This is a genomic window from Cellulomonas sp. B6 (genome assembly GCF_001462455.1).
In the GTDB taxonomy this organism is placed as follows: Bacteria; Actinomycetota; Actinomycetes; order Actinomycetales; family Cellulomonadaceae; genus Cellulomonas.
In genome coordinates this window covers 14540-32554 of the sequence record NZ_LNTD01000051.1, presented here as the reverse complement: position 1 = coordinate 32554, position 18015 = coordinate 14540, and the positions used below count along the sequence as shown (strand labels likewise).

Annotated in this window: 17 protein-coding genes; 5 read left to right on the top strand and 12 right to left on the bottom strand. The window is 75.0% G+C overall.

Features of this window, described 5'->3' with window-relative positions:
• Positions 1-535 (top strand): substrate-binding domain-containing protein (locus tag ATM99_RS03735; RefSeq protein WP_190278764.1); only part of this gene is annotated, 535 nt, incomplete at its 5' end.
• 12 nt (positions 536-547) lie between these two features.
• Here ATM99_RS03735 and ATM99_RS03730 read toward each other — a convergent pair.
• The 9 genes from ATM99_RS03730 to ATM99_RS03690 all read right to left on the bottom strand — a co-directional run bounded on the left by ATM99_RS03730 (position 548) and on the right by ATM99_RS03690 (position 7185).
• Positions 548-1495, bottom strand: coding sequence for a universal stress protein (locus ATM99_RS03730; RefSeq protein WP_150118104.1), 948 nt, complete (start codon positions 1493-1495; stop codon positions 548-550).
• A gap of 111 nt (positions 1496-1606) precedes the next feature.
• A complete protein-coding gene (locus tag ATM99_RS03725) occupies positions 1607-2101 on the bottom strand; it encodes a pilus assembly protein TadG-related protein (protein ID WP_223304790.1) in 495 nt (164 codons plus the stop codon).
• A complete protein-coding gene (locus ATM99_RS03720) occupies positions 2098-2583 on the bottom strand; it encodes a pilus assembly protein TadE (protein WP_082659218.1) in 486 nt (161 codons plus the stop codon). The genes ATM99_RS03725 and ATM99_RS03720 overlap by 4 nt, the downstream gene beginning before the upstream one ends.
• Positions 2580-2984 (bottom strand): TadE/TadG family type IV pilus assembly protein, encoded by a 405-nt coding sequence (locus ATM99_RS03715; RefSeq protein ID WP_062101594.1) that lies wholly within the window; start codon positions 2982-2984, stop codon positions 2580-2582. Before ATM99_RS03715 ends, ATM99_RS03720 begins: the two co-directional genes overlap by 4 nt.
• 14 nt (positions 2985-2998) lie before the next feature.
• Positions 2999-3211 carry a hypothetical protein gene (locus ATM99_RS03710; protein WP_062101589.1) on the bottom strand — a complete coding sequence of 71 codons (213 nt, stop codon included), beginning with the start codon at positions 3209-3211 and terminating at the stop codon, positions 2999-3001.
• A gap of 63 nt (positions 3212-3274) precedes the next feature.
• Positions 3275-4204, bottom strand: coding sequence for a type II secretion system F family protein (locus ATM99_RS03705; RefSeq protein ID WP_062101588.1), 930 nt, complete (start codon positions 4202-4204; stop codon positions 3275-3277).
• Entirely contained in the window at positions 4201-5061 is an 861-nt protein-coding gene (locus ATM99_RS03700) for a type II secretion system F family protein (RefSeq protein ID WP_062101587.1), read from the bottom strand. Before ATM99_RS03700 ends, ATM99_RS03705 begins: the two co-directional genes overlap by 4 nt.
• A gap of 2 nt (positions 5062-5063) precedes the next feature.
• Positions 5064-6287 (bottom strand): CpaF family protein, encoded by a 1224-nt coding sequence (locus tag ATM99_RS03695; protein WP_062101586.1) that lies wholly within the window; start codon positions 6285-6287, stop codon positions 5064-5066.
• Positions 6288-6495: 208 nt separating this feature from the next.
• Positions 6496-7185: a DUF6882 domain-containing protein gene (locus ATM99_RS03690; RefSeq protein WP_062101585.1), complete on the bottom strand. Its 690-nt coding sequence runs from the start codon at positions 7183-7185 to the stop codon at positions 6496-6498.
• Positions 7186-7322: 137 nt separating this feature from the next.
• Here ATM99_RS03690 and ATM99_RS03685 point away from each other — a divergent pair, with 137 nt between their 5' ends.
• The gene (locus ATM99_RS03685; RefSeq protein ID WP_062101584.1) at positions 7323-8231 is read left to right on the top strand and encodes an aldose 1-epimerase family protein; all 909 of its coding nucleotides are present in this window, start codon (positions 7323-7325) and stop codon (positions 8229-8231) included.
• Positions 8232-8396: 165 nt separating this feature from the next.
• On the opposite strand, the gene ATM99_RS03680 is transcribed toward ATM99_RS03685, so the two are convergent.
• The 3 genes from ATM99_RS03680 to ATM99_RS03670 all read right to left on the bottom strand — a co-directional run bounded on the left by ATM99_RS03680 (position 8397) and on the right by ATM99_RS03670 (position 11867).
• Positions 8397-9191, bottom strand: coding sequence for a M15 family metallopeptidase (locus tag ATM99_RS03680; RefSeq protein WP_062101583.1), 795 nt, complete (start codon positions 9189-9191; stop codon positions 8397-8399).
• Between the two features lie 313 nt (positions 9192-9504).
• Positions 9505-10548 (bottom strand): hemolysin family protein, encoded by a 1044-nt coding sequence (locus tag ATM99_RS03675; RefSeq protein ID WP_062101582.1) that lies wholly within the window; start codon positions 10546-10548, stop codon positions 9505-9507.
• Positions 10548-11867, bottom strand: coding sequence for a hemolysin family protein (locus ATM99_RS03670; RefSeq protein ID WP_190278763.1), 1320 nt, complete (start codon positions 11865-11867; stop codon positions 10548-10550). The genes ATM99_RS03675 and ATM99_RS03670 overlap by 1 nt, the downstream gene beginning before the upstream one ends.
• A 282-nt stretch (positions 11868-12149) precedes the next feature.
• Here ATM99_RS03670 and ATM99_RS03665 point away from each other — a divergent pair, with 282 nt between their 5' ends.
• From ATM99_RS03665 to ATM99_RS03655, 3 genes are all read left to right on the top strand, one after another.
• Positions 12150-12902: a response regulator transcription factor gene (locus ATM99_RS03665; protein WP_062101581.1), complete on the top strand. Its 753-nt coding sequence runs from the start codon at positions 12150-12152 to the stop codon at positions 12900-12902.
• Complete coding sequence (locus ATM99_RS03660) at positions 12899-13987, top strand: cell wall metabolism sensor histidine kinase WalK (RefSeq protein WP_062101580.1); 1089 nt, start codon at positions 12899-12901, stop codon at positions 13985-13987. Before ATM99_RS03665 ends, ATM99_RS03660 begins: the two co-directional genes overlap by 4 nt.
• A gap of 198 nt (positions 13988-14185) precedes the next feature.
• The gene (locus ATM99_RS03655; RefSeq protein WP_062101579.1) at positions 14186-18007 is read left to right on the top strand and encodes a multifunctional oxoglutarate decarboxylase/oxoglutarate dehydrogenase thiamine pyrophosphate-binding subunit/dihydrolipoyllysine-residue succinyltransferase subunit; all 3822 of its coding nucleotides are present in this window, start codon (positions 14186-14188) and stop codon (positions 18005-18007) included.
• Positions 18008-18015: the final 8 nt, after the last annotated feature.

The window sequence follows — 18015 nt, the reverse complement described above, 5'->3', positions numbered from 1 at the left end:
CCGCGACGTCGCGGTCCTCACGATGGACCCGAGCCGCACCGAGCCCGGGTGGCGCACCGCCCCGCTCGACGCCAACCCCAACCACGTCGCGCGCGAGCGCACGCTCGGTGCCGTCGAGGCGCTGGCCGCGGCGGGCCTGCCCGCCCGCGTGCTGGAGGTGCGCGACAACTTCGCGCCGGACGCCACGCGGGGCGCCGAGCTGCTGCTGGCCGGCCCGCGGCGTCCCACCGCGGTGGTCTGCTTCTCCGACCTCCTGGCGGCGACGCTCGTGCGGGCAGCGAGCGCCGCGGGGGTCCGCGTGCCCGCGGACCTGTCCGTCGTCGGGTTCGACGACTCCGTGCTGGCCACGTCGGTCGAGCCGCAGCTCACGACGGTGCGTCAGGACTTCGTCACCAAGGGCCGGCTCGCTGCGGCGGCGCTGGGCGACGCGCTCGCGCGCAGCCGCGCCGACGGTGCGCCCGGCGGCTCGGCGGGCACGGCGGTCGTGCCGGTCGAGCTGGTCGTGCGGGGCAGCACGGGGCCGGCACCGGCCTGAGAGCAACCGGGCTCACACCGCTCTGCTGGTCTCACCGCCCGTCTCACGTTCTGCGCCTCCGCTCGCTTCTCCTCCCTCGCCCCGCGCGACGAGCACCGGGCAGGGGGCGCGCGCCACGAGCCACTGGCTGACCGAGCCGAGCACCAGACCCGCGAGCCCGCCGCGACCGCGGGTCCCGACGACGAGCAGGTCGGCCCGCTCGGCGTGCTGCGCGAGCACGCGCGCGGCCGGGCCCTGCGCGACGACCCCCTCGACGCGCAGCCCGTCGACCCCGGCCAGGCGTGCGAGCGCCGCGTCGCGCGCGTGCTCCGCGGCCCGCCGTGCGAGGTCGTCGGGCGCGACGTCGGGCTGCTCGGCGAGCCAGGACGCGAGCGACCGGTTCGGGGGCGGCGCCTGCCAGCACGCGACCACGCTCAGCCGCGTCGTCGTGGTGCTCGCGATCGCCGCGGCACCGGTCGCGGCGGCGTCGACCGCTGCGAGCGACGCGGGCGACCCGTCGACCCCGACGACCACGTGCCCCGTCGGGTGCGGCGCGACCTGCGTGCGCGGGACCACGACGACGGGCGCCGGCGCGTGCTGCAGCACACCGAGCGCGACCGAGCCCAGCAGCACGCCCGACAGCCGCCCGGACCCCTGCCGCCCCACCACGAGCAGCCGCGCGCCTCGCGCGTGCTCGACGAGGGCGCGCGCCGGCTGGCCGTCCTCGAGCATGCCCATGACGTCGAGCCCCGGCGACTGCTCGCGCGCGACCTGCGCGCCCTCGTCGGCGACCTCCTGCGCACCGGCCCGGACGTACGCCGACGCGGTGCGCAGCGGCGGCACGTCGAGCTGGCCCTCCAGCCCCCACACGTGGACGACCCGCAGCGGCGCCCCCAGCCGCTGCGCCGCGACCGCCGCCCACCGCACGGCGGACACCCCTTCGGGCGACCCGTCGTACCCCGCCACCACGTGTGTGCCCATCGCGTCCTCCTCGACGCTCGACCGTGCTCCGATCGTCACGCGGCGGACGCAGGTCGGCAAGGCGCGAGGCACTCCCGTGGCACGCGGCACGGGGACGTCCGTCCGCGGGGCTCAGGACGCCCGCGCGACCGCCTCGACCTCGAGCGTGATCCCGTCCGACCAGGGCGCGGTCACCCAGGTGACGAGCGGCGGCCGCGTGACGGCCCCGAGCCGTACGACGGCGGTGCGACCGTCGGGCGTCGACGCCTCGAGGACGCGCACGCCGTCCCACCGGGCCGCGGGGTCGGGGTGGTCGCTCAGGTACCGCTCGACCGCGGCCCGCACGGTCGCGTCCGTCAACGGGATCCCTGCGGGCTCGCGGCCGGTCGCCTCGTCGAAGTACCGGTCGCCGACCTCGTCCGCCGCCGCGAGCGCCGCGAGGTCGGCCGTCGCGAGCAGCCGCTTGCGGTCGAGGTGGACGCCCGTCGCGGCGCCCACGACGAGCACGAGCGCGATCGCGAGGACGGCGAAGCCGAGCGAGATCAGCAGGACCTGACCTTCGTCGTCGCCGCCCGGCGCCCGGTCCCTCAGCCGATCGCGCAGGCGAGCGCACCCGCGCCTCCTCACCGCGCCGCCCGGTACGCGTCGACGGGCGCGACGCGCTCGGCGCTCACGGGCACCTCGAGCGGCACGACGTCGCCCACGAAGGACGGCACGAACGGCAGCGGCACCCGCACCTCGACCGTCGCCGCGACCTCGGCACCCGGCGTCAGGCAGGGATCGGCGGAGCACCGCAGCACGAGGGCTCCCGCCGGGTCGTCGTCGAAGCCCTGGTCACGAAGGGCGACCCCGACCGCCGCGACGGCGCGCGCCGCGCCCTGCTCGGCGTCGTCCGCGGCGACGGAGACCCGGGCGGCCTCGCGGGCGGCGCCCTCGACGGCGAACGTCGCGGCCTGCACCCGGCCCAGGACGAGCACGAGGTAGACGGTCGGCACCAGGAGCACGAGCGAGACGCCGAGGAACTCGACCAGCGCGCTGCCCGCGTCGTCGCCCGCGCACCGCCGCGCGGCGGCCCGCCGCGCACGGCGCAGCCACGACCGGGCGCTCACACCCCCTCCGCGGGCGCGTGACCGTCGAGCGCCATGACGCCGCCCGGCCCGAGCAGTCCGACGACGGGCAGCGGGACGCGGACGGTGACCCGCACGAGCGTGAGCCCGTCGACCTCGACCTCGTCGGCCGTCACGTCCTGCGCGTAGGACGCGGCGAGCGACGCGCGCAGCAGGTCGGCCGTGCGCTGGGCGCCGTCGGCGGGCGTGCGCCCGACGTGCGCCGCGTACCGCGCGCCTTCGGCCGCCGCGTCGACGCAGGTGTTGCGCACGTGCTGGACGAGCGCGAGCTGCACCACCGACAGGAACAGCACCACGACGAGCCCGCCGACCAGCGTGAAGTCGACGACCGCCGACCCGCGGTCGTCGCGCCACGGCGCGCTCGGACGACCACGAGCGGCGATGCTCCCGGGCGCGGTCAGCCGCCCGAGCGCGGCGAGACGCCGTTCACGGCGTCGACGAAGAGCCGCTGCAAGGCTCCCTCGGCCGCGAACCACAGCACGGCGACCAGTCCGGCGGTCATCAGCGTGACCAGCACCCACCCGGGCACGTCGCCGCGCTCGCGGTCCTCCCCCGCTGCCGCGTCCACACGCTGCGCGAGCGCCCCCCACGTGCGATGCCAGAACCTCATCGTCGACCTCCGTCGTCGTCCGGAGCACGCCTGACGACGCCTCCGGGTGCGTGGCGGGCGGGGTCACAGCCCCACCCGCAGGACCACCGCGCTGGGGAAGACGGCGAACAGGACGGTGACCGGGAGGATCAGGAACACCACCGGGACCATCATGAGCACCTCCTTGCGCCCGCCGGTCTGCATGAGTGCGCGCCTGCCCTCCTCGCGGACGTCCTGCGCCTGCGCGCGCAGCACGTCCGCCAACGGGGAGCCGCGCTCGACCGCGACCGCGACGCCCTCGGCGAACCGCGCCAGCGCGGGCAGGCCGGTCCGGTCGGCCAACCCCTGCAACGCGCTCGCGAGCGGGGTCCCGGCGCGTGCGTCGGCGAGCGTGCGAGCGAGCTCCTCCGACAGCTCGCCACGCGTCTGGCGCACGACTCGCTCGAGGGCACCCGTCGCCCCCTCGCCCGCTCCGACGGCGAGCGCGAGCAGCTCGGTCACCGTCGGCATCTGCGCGAGCAGGCGCGCCTCGCGGCGCCCGACCTGCTGACCGAGCCACCAGTCGGGTGCGAGCACCCCGAGCAGGCCCGCGACCACCACGAGCGCCACCAGCGGCACGACGGCTCCACCACGCGTGGCGGCGAGCACGATCGCGAGCAGGAGACCGCCCGCGACGGCCAGCGCGCCCGCCACCACCTGCTGCGCCCGGAACTGCTCGACGGTGTCGGCCCGCCCGGCCCGTCGGAGCCGGCGGCGCAGCTCGGGGGCCGACGAGCCGAGCCGCGCGACCACGCGGACCCCGTCGGCCAGGAACGGCGCGACGATCCGCTCGACGGTCCCCCACGGACCGTGCACGGGGTCGACGCGCAGCAGGGAGGACGTGCCGCGCGTTCGCAGGTACGGCCCGACCCGCTGGTCGAGCGTGATGCGGCGCGCGCGCAGCCGCGACACCACCAGGAGCGCACCGCTTCCGGCGAGCAGGCCCACGAGAGCGCCGAGCAGGCCCGGGCTCATCGCAGCACCCGCGGGTCGTCGGGCAGCCGGGCGACCCGCAGCATCAGTCGGTAGGCGACGACCGTGAGCGCCGCACCGACGAGCAGCAGGACGGCCCCGGCGGGCGAGTCGTAGGCGCGGATCGCCTCGGGGCGCGACGCGAGCATCGCGAGCACGACCCACGGGGCGGCGACCGCCAGTCGCGCGGCGTAGACCGTCCACCCCTGGCGCGCCTCGAGCTCGCCGCGCGTGCGCAGGTCGTCGCGCAGGAACGACGACAGCGTCCGCAGCAGGCGCCCGAGGTCCGTGCCGCCGACGTCCCGGGTGAGCCGCAGCGCCTCCACGATGCGGTCGGCCACGGGGTCGGCGAGACGCTCCTTGAGGGCGTCGAGGCTGTCGGCGAACCGTCCGGTCGCGCGGTAGTCCTCGGCGAACGCTCGGAACGGTAGCCGCAGCTCGGCCGGGCCGCGGTCGCCCAGCTGCGCGACCGCCTCGGGCAGGGACAGCCCGGCGCGCACGCCCGAGGCCAGGTGGTCGACGACGTCGGGCCACAGCTCACGGGTCCGCGCGAGCCGGCGCCGCGCACGTCCGCGCACGAGCGCCCACGGCGCGCTCGCCGCGAACACCGCGACGCACGCCGTCACGGCCGGGACGGGCACGAGGAGGAACGACGCGGCGGCGAGCACGAGCCCGACGGTCGCGCTCGCGGCGACGAGCCCGCCGGGCGTCACCCCCGTGACCTCGGCCTGCGTGAGGACGTCCTGCACGCGCGCGGCCCACCCGTCGCCGCGCCGCCCACGACCCTCCGCGAGCGGCCACCACGACCACCACACGCACGCGAGCCCGACGCCGAGCAGCAGCCCCACCACGACCCCCACGCTCACGTCCTCCGCAGGAGGGCCGCGACGTCGACCCCGGCGCGCGCGAACCGCTCGACGTGCGGGGGGAACCCGTCGCCACGGACCAGCACGCCGTCACGCGTCGTGAACAGGTCAGCGGTCTCCACGACGCCGACCTCGACGCGCCCGGGGACGGCGACGACCTCGCGCGTGCGTCGCCGCCCGCGCGCGTCGAGCTCCAGGTGCACCACGAGGTCGACCGAGGACGCGACCGTGGGCACCACGAAGCGGTCGGAGATGTTCTCCCCGGCCAGCAGCGGGAGGGTGCAGAGCTTGGTGAGCGCCTCGCGCGCCGAGCTCGCGTGGATCGTGCACATGGCCGGCACCCCGCTGTTGAGCGCGATGAGCAGGTCGAGCGCCTCCGCCTCGCGCACCTCGCCCACGAGCAGGCGGTCGGGGCGCATCCGCAGCGCCTCCTTGACGAGGCGGCGCAGCGTGATCTCCCCGGTCCCCTCGAGGTTCGGCTGCCGCGTCTGCATCGCGACCCAGTCGCGCACCGCCGGCCTCAGCTCGAAGACCTCCTCGCAGCTGACGACCCGCTCGCGTGGCGGCACCGCGCCCGCGAGCGCGTTGAGCATCGTCGTCTTCCCTGCCTGCGTGGCGCCCGAGACCAGCACGTTGAGCCCGACGCGCACCGCCGCCTGCAGGAACGCGGCGGCCTGCGGCGTGAGAGAGCCCAGGCCGACCATGTCGTCGAGGCTCGTGGCCCGCACGACGTACTTGCGGATGTTCACCGACCAGTGGCGCCGCGTGACGTCGGGGATCACGGCGTGCAGGCGCTCCCCGCCCGGCAGCGACGCGTCGACGAACGGGCTCGACAGGTCGAGGCGCCGCCCCGACACCTTGAGCATCTGCTCCACGAGGTCGCGCACCTGCTGGTCGGTGAGGATCGTGGTGGTGAGCTCGGGCTCGCCCCGCCGCGCCACGAACACCTGCGACGGTGAGTTGATCCAGATCTCCTCGACCTCGGGGTCGTCGAGGTAGCGCTGCAGCGGGCCGAGCCCGGCGACCGCGTCGACCACCGCCTTGTGCGCGGCCGCCGCGTCCCCGAGGGCGGGGACCGCCCCCACCAGCGAGCGCTCGTCGTAGTCGGCCATGGCCGCGTGCACGAGCGCGACGACGCCGGCGCGGTCGCGGACGGGGTCGACGCCGCGGCGTCGGATGAGCTCGCGCACCTCGCCCTCGAGGATCGTCACCCCGTCCATGCAGCCCCCTGCCGCTCACCTGCACCGGCGCACGCCGATGTCGGGTTCGTCCGTTTCCGGCGTCACGGTAGGGCATCGCGGGCGACCGCGGGCGCGGTCGTCCACAGGCACGGCCCGACGGGTGACCCTGGATCACCCGTCCGGGTGGCGACCCGGCCTGAGCACCCGCGGCGACGCGCCGCGGCGGGCGCCGACCCGACCGTGCGGCTCAGGCCGTGCCGGACAGCGCCGATATCCGCCCGTGGGCGTCCAGCTCGACCGCCAGGCGTCCCTGCGGCAGGTGCAGCGCGGTGCCGTCCCACTCCAGCCCGCGCAGCGCCGCGTAGCTCGCCAGGGCGCGCCGGTGGTCGTCGAGCACGCCCGCCTGCACCGTCTCGCCGATGACGCGCACCGTGCGCACCAGGTCCGGCTCGGGGAGCCGGGGCCCTTCGAGGAGCAGCCACGCACGTGTCCCGCCACCGACGTCGCCCGAGTACGCGAACCACCTGCCGGCCGCGACCCGCGCCGCGACCGACAGCTCGTACGCGAGGCGCATGCCGGGCGGGTCCTCGTCCTGGCCGTCCTCGCGGAACGGCACCTCGGGCGCCGCGAGCTCGGGGACGCCGCGCTGCTCACCGAGGGTGCGCGCGGCGGTGGCGGCACGGAGCACCTCGCTCCGGAAGCCGGCTGGGTTGGCCCATCCCCAGAGCCAGCTGCGCGGCCCGGGTGCGGCGCTGCCCAGCAGCTCGACGCCGTACGTCGTGGCCGCGGGGGTCCCCCGGGCGCCGAACGTGAACGAGCCGATCTCGAGGTCGAAGGTCCAGCTCTCCAGCCCGTGCACGTCCACCAGGTGGAGCTGCGACTCGTGGGCGAGGAACGCACCGTCGTCGACGAGCGCGGACAGGCCGGCGGATCTCACCGCCCCAGTCTGTCAGGACGCACGGACGCGCGGACGCGCGGACGCGCGGACGCACGGACGGCCGACGGCGTCGCCGGATGCCCGACGCGCGACGGCGGTCCCGCAGCCCGACGCCCGCCCGCCGCTAGGTTGTGAGCGTGAACACTCCTCCTCCCACGGGTGACCAGCACGTGCTGCGGCACGGTGACCAGGTCGCCGTCGTCACGTCCGTCGCCGCGAGCGTCCGCGAGTACCGCGTCGGCGAGCGCGACGTCGTCCTGCCGTTCGACGTCGACGCGATCGCGCCGGCCTTCTCGGGTGCCGTCCTGGCCCCCTGGCCGAACCGGCTGCGCGACGCGACGTACCGGTTCCGCGACACGACCTACCAGGTGCCGCTGACCGAGCACGAGCGCCTCACCGCGCTGCACGGCCTCGTCGCGTACACGCGGTTCGACGTCGTCGAGGCCACGGACGACGCCGTGACGCTGCGCCACGAGCTGGTCCCGACGCCCGGCTACCCCTGGCCGCTGCGCCTCGACGTCACCTACCGCCTGGCCGACGACGGCATGACGATCACCGTCGCCGCGACGAACCTCGGCAACGACGTCGCGCCGTACGGCGTCGGCTTCCACCCCTGGCTCTCGCCCGGCCCCGGCGGCGTCGACGCCAGCACGCTGCAGCTCGACGCCGCGCGCCGCGTCACGGTCGACGAGCGTCTGCTGCCCACCGGCACGCAGGCCGTGGCCGGCCCGTACGACCTGCGCGAGGGCAAGCCGCTCGCGGGCGTCGCGCTCGACGACGCGTGGGTCGACGTCACGCCCGACGCCGAGGGCCGCACGTGGGCCACGCTCGCCGGCTCGGACGGCCGCACGGTCGCCGTGTGGGCCGACGCCACGCTGCCCGCGTGGCAGGTCTGCACGGGCGACGGCATCCCCGGCATCGAGCGCCGCGGCGTCGCGGTCGAGCCGATGTCGTGCGTCGCCGACGCGTTCCGCACGGGCGACCTGCTGGTCGAGCTCGAGCCGGGCGCGACGCACGAGGTCCGCTGGGGCCTGCAGCTGCGCTGAGCACGCCCGCAGCGGCGCTGCGCACCGGGTCGGCGGGTCCGCCACGGCGGACCCGCCGGCCGCCGCCCCGGTCGTCGGGGTCGAGCGCACGGCACGACCGCGCGCCGGTCACGCAGGTGTCGGCACGCCACCGGTCACGCAGGCGTCAGGACGCCGCGAGCGACGTCAGCCGTAGTACTCGCCGTCGGACTTGACGCCCTTGGTGTACTCCCAGTGCCACGGCTCGAACGGGCCGGACCCGCCCCTGCGGGCCCACGACGGGTTCTCCCAGCCGAAGGTGCCGGCCATCTCGTTCATCCAGGCCATCTTGACCGACGAGTTCTGCAGCCCGCACAGGTCGACGGCCAGGCCCCAGCCGTGGTTGCTCTTGCCGGGCGTCGCCGCGAGGCCGCCCTTCTCCGCCTTGACGGCCTTCTGCTGCGCGAGCGTGCGGTAGCCGGAGCTCAGGCACAGGTCGGTGCCGAACTTGGCGATGTGCACCTCGTTGAGCTCCGCGAGCGCGACCGCCGCGTCGGCGCGCATCTGCGTGCGGCCGTCCCACAGCGTGCACAGGTCCTTGGTGGCGAGCAGGCCGTTCTCTCCCGACGGGCGCACCGACCCGTCGCAGCCGGGAAGGGCGGAGCGCTCCTCGCCGCGCGAGGCGACGAGGTCGCGGACCCGCGCGGTGCCGTCGGCCGAGACCAGCGCCGTGGGCGGCAGGTCGGACAGCGGGAGCGCTGTCAGCGCCGAGACGGTCGACGGGCCGTCGACCCCGGCGGCGGTCGCGGAGCCGACGACGACCTGCCCGTCGGCCATGCCCTGCGAGACGGGGACCACGACCGTCACTGCGACGAGCGCGGTGAGGACGCCGCCGCGCCCCAGCATCGTGGCCGAGCGCCGCCGCGGGGCGGAGGCCGTGGCCTCGACGGGCAGCGCGTCGACGGGGGTGCGGCTGGCGGGGACGCCGCGGGAACGGCGCACACGTGCGGCAGGTTCCGCTCGGTGGGATCCCACGACACCTCCGTTCCGACGTCCCCGATGCCATCGGTCCCCCGATGCGGTCACGGAACCATAACGGCACCCGGCCGTCGGCTCCAAGACCCCGTCACGTCACACGGGTGACGCGATCCGGACACTCTTCGCGACACACCGTCCGACACGCCGCGCCTTCACCGATCTCTCACCCCTCATGTCACAACCCACGGGTGGTCGGGGCATGGGCCGGACGTCCCGCACGGCTGCCGTGGACGCGCGGGAGCACGCCTGCGCGACCCCGCGCGGGGTGGCGCAGGCGTCAGGGCAGCTGCCCCCGCTGCATCGCGTCGCGGACCTCGCCGACGAGCTCCTCGAGGATGTCCTCCAGGAAGACGACGCCCGCGGTGCGGCCGGCGTCGTCGACCCGCGCCAGGTGGGACCCCGAGCGCTGCATCGCGGCCAGCGCGGTCTCCACCTCGTCGTCCGGGGCGACGACGGCGAGCGTCCGCACGCGCCACGCCGGGACCGGCAGCGCTCGGCTCTGGTCGTCGGCGTACAGCACGTCCTTGATGTGCAGGTAGCCGGTGGGCCGCCCGTCGTCGTCCACCACCGGGAACCGGCTGAACCCCGTGCGGGCCACCAGGTGCTCGATGTCGTCGGGCGTGCCCGACGCGCCGACCGTCACCAGGTCCTCGACCGCGACCATGACCTGGGCGGCGGTGCGGTCCGAGAACTCGATCGCGCCCGACAGCAGCCCCTGCTCGTCGGCCAGCAGGCCCTCGGCCTGCGAGCGCTCGACGATCGACTGCACCTCCTGCGCCGTGAACGCCGACGCGACCTCGTCGCGCGGCTCGACCCGGAACAGCCGCAGGACGTGGTTGGCGAGCCAGTTGAGCGCCACGATCACGGGGCGCAGCACGCGCGCGACCCAGACGAGCGGCGGGCCGAACAGCAGCACCGCCCGGTCGGGGCCGGACACCGCGAGGTTCTTGGGCACCATCTCGCCGAGCACGACGTGCAGGTACACCACCACCAGGAGCGCGAGCAGGAACGCGATCGGGTGCGTGAAGCCGTCCGGCACGCCGAGCGCGTGCAACGGCCCCTCGATCGCGTGCGCGATCGCCGGTTCGGCGACCAGGCCCAGGCTCGTCGAGCAGATCGTGATGCCCAGCTGCGCGGCCGCGAGCATGAGCGACACGTGCTCCATGGCCCACAGCACCGTGACCGCGCGGCGGTCGCCGGCCTCGGCGAGCGGCTCCATCGAGGAGCGTCGGGCCGACATGAGCGCGAACTCGGCGCCGACGAAGAACGCGTTCGCGGCCAGCAGCACCACCGCGAGCGTGAGGGCGAGCGTGCTGTCCATCAGCCCTCCCCCGCCGTGTCGGCCACGAGCTCGCTGACGCGCACGCGCTCCACGCGCCGCCCGTCCATGCGCTCGACGACCAGCCGCACGTGCCCCTCGACGACCTCGTCGCCCTCGGCGGGGATGCGCCCCAGGCGCGCCATGAGCAGCCCGCCGACGGTCTCCCAGGGGCCGTCCTCCGGCACGCGCAGGCCCGTCGCCTCGTGCAGCTCGTCGGGCCGCAGCACGCCGGGCAGCGCCCACGAGCCGTCGGCCTGCCGCGCGAGGCTGCTGCGCGTGCGGTCGTGCTCGTCCGCCACCTCGCCCACGAGCTCCTCGACGACGTCCTCGAGCGTGACGGCGCCGGACGTGCCGCCGTACTCGTCGACGACGACCGCCATCTGCAGGCCCTGCGCGCGCAGGTCGACGAGCAGCGGTCCGAGCCCCACGGTCTCGGGGACGCGCGGCGCGTCGACCATGAGCGCGGCGGCCGGCACCTCGGCGCGTCGGTCGTGCGGCACGGCCATCGCCTTGCGCAGGTGCACGAACCCGACGACGTCGTCGACCGAGTCGCCGATCACGGGGAACCGTGAGTGCCCGGTCTCGCGTGCGAGCGTCATGACGTCGGCCGCGGAGTCCTCGCGCCGCACGACGACCAGGCGCGTGCGGTCGGTCATGACGTCGACCGCGGTGAGCGTCGAGAAGTCGATCGAGTTGGTGAGCAGGGTCGCGGTGGCCGCGTCGAGCGTGCCCTGCTCCGCCGAGCGCCGCACGAGCGACGCGAGCTCGGCCGGCGACCGTGCGCCGGACAGCTCCTCGCGCGGCTCGACGCCGACGCGCCGCAGCAACGCGTTGGCGGTGCCGTTGGTCGCGGCGATGACGGGCCGCAGGCCCGAGGTGAACCCGCTCTGCAGCGGCGCGACCACGCGCGCGGTCCCGAGGGGACGCGCGATCGCGAAGTTCTTGGGGACGAGCTCGCCGAACAGCATCGAGAACCCGTTGACGAGCACGAGCCCGAGCACCGCCGTGAGCGCCGTGAGGGCCGCACCCGTGAGCCCGGCGGCCTCGAGCGGGACGCCCAGCAGCCGGACCACCGCGGGCTGCGTCGTGTAGCCGAGCAGGACGGTGGTGACGGTGATGCCGACCTGCGCGCCGGACAGCTGCGTCGACAGGTGGTGCAGCGCACGCACGACCGAGCGGCCGCGTGCGTCGTCGGGACGCGTCTGCTGCTCGACGAGCCCGGGGTCGAGCGTGACGAGCGAGAACTCGGCGGCGACGAACACCGCCGTGCCGGCCGTGAGGAGCGCGCCGAGGCCGACGAGCAGCCAGTCGGTCAGCACCGTGCACCCCCGGGCGGAGCCAGGGGGCCGTCGGCGACGCGGCCCGCCGGCAGGGCGGGACGCCGCGGCGACCGCGGGGACGGGGGGACGAGGAGGAGGTGCCGGCCCGTTCGCGTCGCACGGGGGCCCGACCCCCGTGACGGCCCGCCCGCGCGCGGCGCGAGGGGGACGCGATGCCGGCAGCGACTCGAGCTGCTCATGGTGGGCGACATCCTACGGACAGACCGCGCGCCGGCGCGGCTCGCCGGGCCCGCTCACGGCTCGGTGTGCCACGCTGGCCCCATGGTCACCAGCGTGTCGCGCCCGGGCACCACCACGGTGCTCGTCGTGGAGGACGAACCCGCCATCGCCCAGGCGATCGTGCACCGTCTCGCCGCCGAGGGGTGGACGGTCGAGTCGGTCGGCGACGGCCACGCCGGAGTCGCCGCCGCCGCGCGGCTGCAGCCCGACGTCGTCGTGCTCGACGTCATGCTGCCCGGCATCGACGGCCTCGAGGTGTGCCGGCAGATCCAGGCCGAGCGCCCGGTGCCGGTGCTCATGCTCACGGCGCGCGACGACGAGACGGACATGCTCGTCGGGCTGGGCGTCGGCGCCGACGACTACATGACCAAGCCGTTCTCGATGCGCGAGCTCGTGGCCCGCACGAAGGTGCTGCTGCGCCGCACCGAGCGCGCGGCGCGCGCCGCCGAGCTCGCGACGGTGCAGCAGCCCGACCCGCCGCTCGTGATCGGCGACGTGACGATCGACAGCGCGCAGCGGCGCGTGCTGCGCGGCGACACCGAGGTGCACCTGACGCCCACCGAGTTCGACCTGCTGCTGACCCTCGCGTCGTCGCCGCGCACGGTCCTCACGCGTGAGCGGCTGCTCGCCGACGTGTGGGACTGGGTCGACGCGAGCGGCACGCGCACCGTCGACTCGCACGTCAAGGCGCTGCGCCGCAAGCTCGGCCCCGACCTGATCCGCACGGTGCACGGCGTCGGCTACGCGTTCGAGCCGGCCGACGACGACGGCACCGCGGCGGACGCCCCGTCGTGACGTCCCCCCCGTCGCCACCGGCCCGCCACGCGCGCGGCGACGACCGCTGGCACCTGCCGGACGTGCGTCCGCTGGACCCGCTGCGCAGCATCAAGATCAAGCTGGGCGTCCTGGTGGCCTCCACGGTGACGCTCGCGGCGTTCGTGATCTGGGTGGGCTACGGCCGGGCGCTCGGGCCGAGCCGCACGCTGCCGCTGGCGATCGTGCTGTCGCTCATCGTCACGCAGCTGCTGGCACGCGGCATGACGTCGCCGCTGCGCGAGATGACGATGGCGGCGCGCGCGATGGCCGGCGGCGACTACAGCCGCCGGGTGCGCTCGACGAGCCGCGACGAGGTCGGGCAGCTCGCCGAGGCGTTCAACACGATGGCGGACGACCTGCAGAACCTCGACACGTTCCGGCGCGAGCTCGTCGCGAACGTCTCGCACGAGCTGCGCACCCCGGTGACGGCCCTGCAGGCGCAGCTGGAGAACATGGTCGACGGCGTGAGCGAGCCCGACCCCGCGACGCTGGCGACCGCGCTCGCGCAGACCGAGCGGCTCTCGCGGCTCGTCTCGTCGCTGCTCGACCTGTCGCGCGTCGAGGCGGGTGCCATGGAGCTGCGCACGCAGGACGTGCCGCTCGCGCGGCTCCTGGGCGAGGCGACCGACGAGGCCTCGCTGGTGGGTGCGGCCAAGCGGCTGCGGTTCGGCGTCGACGTCGAGCCGCCCGACCTCACGGTGCCGGCCGACCCCGAGCGCCTGCACCAGGTGGTCGCGAACCTGCTGCAGAACGCGGCGCGGCACTCCCCGGAGGACGACGAGGTCACGGTCGTCGCGCGTCGCGTGGGCGAGGACGTCCAGATCGACGTGGTCGACCACGGCCCGGGCATCGCCCGGGAGCAGCGCGCGCACGTGTTCGAGCGGTTCGTGCGCGGCAACACGCCCGCGCTGACGGGTCAGGGCTCGACGGGTGGCACCGGGCTGGGCCTGGCGATCGTGCGCTGGGCCGTCGAGCTCCACGGCGGCACGGTCGAGGTCGCCGACTCGCCCTCGGGCTGCACGATGCGGGTACGCCTGCCGGCGGCACCCGCGACCCGCCCTTGAGGTGCCCAGCAGACCGCCTTGCCCCGGCATTTGACCGGCGTTGACACGCGTGCGGCACAGGGGTGAAGAGCCTGCGCAGATCACCGGCGCGCACCACCCGCAAGGGGCCTGGGACCCAGGCGACCACGTAGTGTTGTCATCAACAGAACTGGCGACGGCGCGGTCCGGTACCGCGCACCGGAAGTGGGCGATCCCAGCGTGACGCAGAACGCGCAGTCCGACTCCCCCCGTGCCGACTTCGGCGCGAACGAGTGGCTCGTCGACGAGCTGTACGAGCAGTACCGGAAGGACCGCAACGCGGTGGATCCGGCCTGGTGGGACTTCTTCGAGGGCTACAAGCCCGAGACGTCGTCCGCCGACTCGGACGGCGACGCGAGCACCGCCCCCCCGACGGGTGCGACGACGACCGCGGCGACGACGCCGCCGGGTCAGGGGGACGCCGAGCCGGCCGCGGCGGCGCCCGCGGCGGATGCCGCAGCGCCTTCCGCGACGGCCACCACCGCCGACGCACCGGCGGCGAGCGCGCCGACGGCACCGGCGCGGCCCGAGGTGCCGACCGGCCCGTCGCCCGTCGCGACCGCGCAGCCCGCGACCGCTCCCTACGCCGAGGTCGCCACGCGCCGCTCGGCCGGGGACGGCGTGCAGCCCGTGGACGACGTCCAGAAGCTGCGCGGCCCGGCGGCACGCGTGGTCACCAACATGGAGTCCTCGCTCGAGGTCCCCACGGCCACGTCGGTGCGTGCGGTCCCGGCCAAGCTCATGGTCGACAACCGCATCGTCATCAACAACCACCTCGCGCGCGGCCGTGGCGGCAAGGTGTCGTTCACGCACCTCATCGGCTTCGCGCTGGTCGAGGCCGTCGGCGAGATGCCGGCCATGAACGCGTCCTACACGCTGGTCGACGGCAAGCCGGGCGTCCTGCAGCCCGCGCACGTCAACCTCGGCCTCGCGATCGACCTCGCCAAGCCGGACGGCACGCGCCAGCTGCTGGTGCCGTCGATCAAGAAGGCCGAGACCCTCGACTTCGCGCAGTTCTGGACGGCGTACGAGGACGTCGTGCGGCGCGCGCGCAACAACAAGCTCTCGGTCGACGACTTCGCGGGCACGACGCTGTCGCTGACCAACCCGGGCACGATCGGCACGGTGCACTCGGTGCCGCGCCTCATGCAGGGGCAGGGCACGATCGTCGGCGTCGGTGCGATGGACTACCCCGCGGAGTTCGCGGGCACGTCCGACGAGCAGCTCAACCGCATGGGCGTCTCGAAGGTCCTGACGATCACGTCGACCTACGACCACCGCATCATCCAGGGCGCGCAGTCCGGCGACTTCCTGCGGATCCTGTCGCGCAAGCTGCTCGGCGAGGACGGGTTCTACGACCGCGTGTTCGCGGCGCTGCGCGTGCCGTACGAGCCCGTGCGCTGGGTCCGCGACGCGAGCCACGACCCGGACGCCGAGGCGATCAAGCCCGCCCGGATCGCCGAGCTGATCCACGCCTACCGCTCGCGCGGGCACCTCATGGCGGACACCGACCCGCTCGCGTACCGCCAGCGCAAGCACCCCGACCTCGACGTGCAGAACCACGGCCTGACGCTCTGGGACCTCGACCGCACGTTCCCGACGGGCGGGTTCACCGGCAAGACGCGCGCCACCCTGCGCGACGTGCTGGGCCTGCTGCGCGACTCGTACTGCCGCACCGTCGGCGCCGAGTACATGCACCTGCAGGACCCGCGGCAGCGCCGCTGGCTGCAGGAGCGCCTGGAGTCCGGGTACGCGCGCACGCCGCGCGAGGACCAGCTGCGGATCCTGCGCCGCCTCAACGCCGCCGAGGCGTTCGAGACGTTCCTGCAGACCAAGTACGTGGGCCAGAAGCGGTTCTCGCTCGAGGGCGGCGAGTCGCTCATCCCGCTGCTCGACGCGATCCTGTCGCGCGCGGCCGACGGCGGCCTCGACGAGGTCGGCATCGGCATGGCGCACCGCGGGCGCCTCAACGTGCTCGCGAACATCGCCGGCAAGTCCTACGGGCAGATCTTCAGCGAGTTCGAGGGCAACCAGGACCCCAAGTCGGTCCAGGGCTCGGGCGACGTCAAGTACCACCTGGGCACCGAGGGCGTGTTCACGGCCGAGTCGGGCGCCACGACCGCCGTGTACCTCGCGGCGAACCCGTCGCACCTCGAGGCGGTCGACCCGGTGCTCGAGGGCATCGTGCGCGCCAAGCAGGACCGCATCGACCTGGGTGGCGACGGCTTCTCGGTGCTGCCGATCCTCATCCACGGCGACGCCGCGTTCGCGGGCCAGGGCGTCGTGTTCGAGACGCTCAACCTCGCGCAGCTGCGCGGGTACCGCACGGGCGGCACGATCCACGTGATCGTCAACAACCAGGTCGGGTTCACCACGGGCCCGTCGTCGTCGCGGTCCTCGCAGTACGCGACCGACGTGGCCAAGGGCCTGCAGGTCCCGATCTTCCACGTCAACGGCGACGACCCGGAGGCCGTCGTCCGGGTGGCCGAGCTCGCGTTCGAGTACCGCGAGCAGTTCGACCGCGACGTCATCATCGACATGGTCTGCTACCGCCGCCGCGGCCACAACGAGGGCGACGACCCCTCGATGACGCAGCCCCTGATGTACAACCTCATCGAGGCCAAGCGGTCGGTGCGCAAGGCGTACACCGAGACGCTCGTCGCGCGCGGCGACATCACGCTCGAGGAGGCCGAGCAGGTGCTGCGCGACTACCAGTCGCAGCTCGAGCGGGTCTTCGCCGAGACCCGCGAGGACGGCTGGACGCCCCCGACGGCCGACACCGAGACGGTCGCGGGCCTCGAGCGGCCCGAGTCGCAGCACGAGGACGCGGGCGTCATGGTCGGCTGGCAGACCGCCGTGCCCGCGTCGGTGCTGCAGCGCATCGGCCTGGCGCACGTGAGCCCGCCCGAGGGCTTCACGGTGCACCCCAAGCTCGCGCAGCTGCTCGCGAAGCGCGAGCAGATGAGCCGCGACGGCAACGTCGACTGGGGGTACGGCGAGATCCTCGCGTTCGGCTCGCTGCTGGTCGAGGGCACGCCCGTGCGCCTGGCCGGGCAGGACTCGCGCCGCGGGACCTTCGTGCAGCGTCACGCGGTGCTGCACGACCGCGAGACGGGCGCCGAGTGGACGCCGCTGCTGTACCTCTCGGCCGACCAGGCGAAGTTCTGGGTGTACGACTCCTCGCTGTCGGAGTACGCCGCGCTCGGCTTCGAGTACGGCTACTCGGTCGAGCGCCCCGACGCGCTCGTGCTGTGGGAGGCGCAGTTCGGCGACTTCGTCAACGGCGCCCAGACCGTCATCGACGAGTTCATCTCGTCGGCCGAGCAGAAGTGGGCGCAGCGCTCGTCGGTCGTGCTGCTGCTCCCCCACGGCTACGAGGGCCAGGGGCCGGACCACTCGTCGGCGCGCATCGAGCGGTTCCTGCAGCTCGCGGCCGAGGACAACATGACGATCGCGCAGCCCTCGACGCCCGCGTCGCACTTCCACCTGCTGCGCCGTCAGGCGTACCAGCGCCCGCGCCGCCCGCTCGTGGTGTTCACGCCGAAGTCGATGCTGCGGCTCAAGGCCGCGACGTCGTCGGTCGAGGACTTCACGTCCGGGACGTTCCGCACGGTGATCGGCGACGACCTCGCGTCGGCCAAGGCGGACCAGGTCACGCGCGTGCTGCTGTGCTCCGGCAAGGTCTACTGGGACCTGCTCGCGCACCGCGTGCAGTCGGGCGACCAGCAGACCGCGATCGTCCGCCTCGAGCAGCTCTACCCGCTCGAGCCCGACGCGCTGCGCGAGGCCCTCGCGCCGTTCGACGGTGCCGAGCTGGTCTGGGTGCAGGACGAGCCGCGCAACCAGGGCCCGTGGACGTTCGTGTCGACGCACCTGCCGCAGGTCGTCGAGCGCCCGGTGAGCGTCGTGTCGCGGCCCGAGTCGGCGTCGCCGGCCGCGGGCTCGGCCAAGAAGCACGCGGTGGAGCAGAAGGAGCTCGTCGAGGCGGCCTTCCGCCGCTGACGGCTCCC

Excerpts from the sequence above, each read along its gene's own strand:
- ATM99_RS03710 (WP_062101589.1), bottom strand. The coding sequence starts at position 3,211 with ATGAGGTTCTGGCATCGCACGTGGGGGGCGCTCGCGCAGCGTGTGGAC.
- ATM99_RS03730 (WP_150118104.1), bottom strand. The coding sequence starts at position 1,495 with ATGGGCACACACGTGGTGGCGGGGTACGACGGGTCGCCCGAAGGGGTG.
- ATM99_RS03705 (WP_062101588.1), bottom strand. The coding sequence starts at position 4,204 with ATGAGCCCGGGCCTGCTCGGCGCTCTCGTGGGCCTGCTCGCCGGAAGC.
- ATM99_RS03695 (WP_062101586.1), bottom strand. The coding sequence starts at position 6,287 with ATGGACGGGGTGACGATCCTCGAGGGCGAGGTGCGCGAGCTCATCCGA.
- ATM99_RS03675 (WP_062101582.1), bottom strand. The coding sequence starts at position 10,548 with ATGGACAGCACGCTCGCCCTCACGCTCGCGGTGGTGCTGCTGGCCGCG.
- ATM99_RS03665 (WP_062101581.1), top strand. The coding sequence starts at position 12,150 with ATGGTCACCAGCGTGTCGCGCCCGGGCACCACCACGGTGCTCGTCGTG.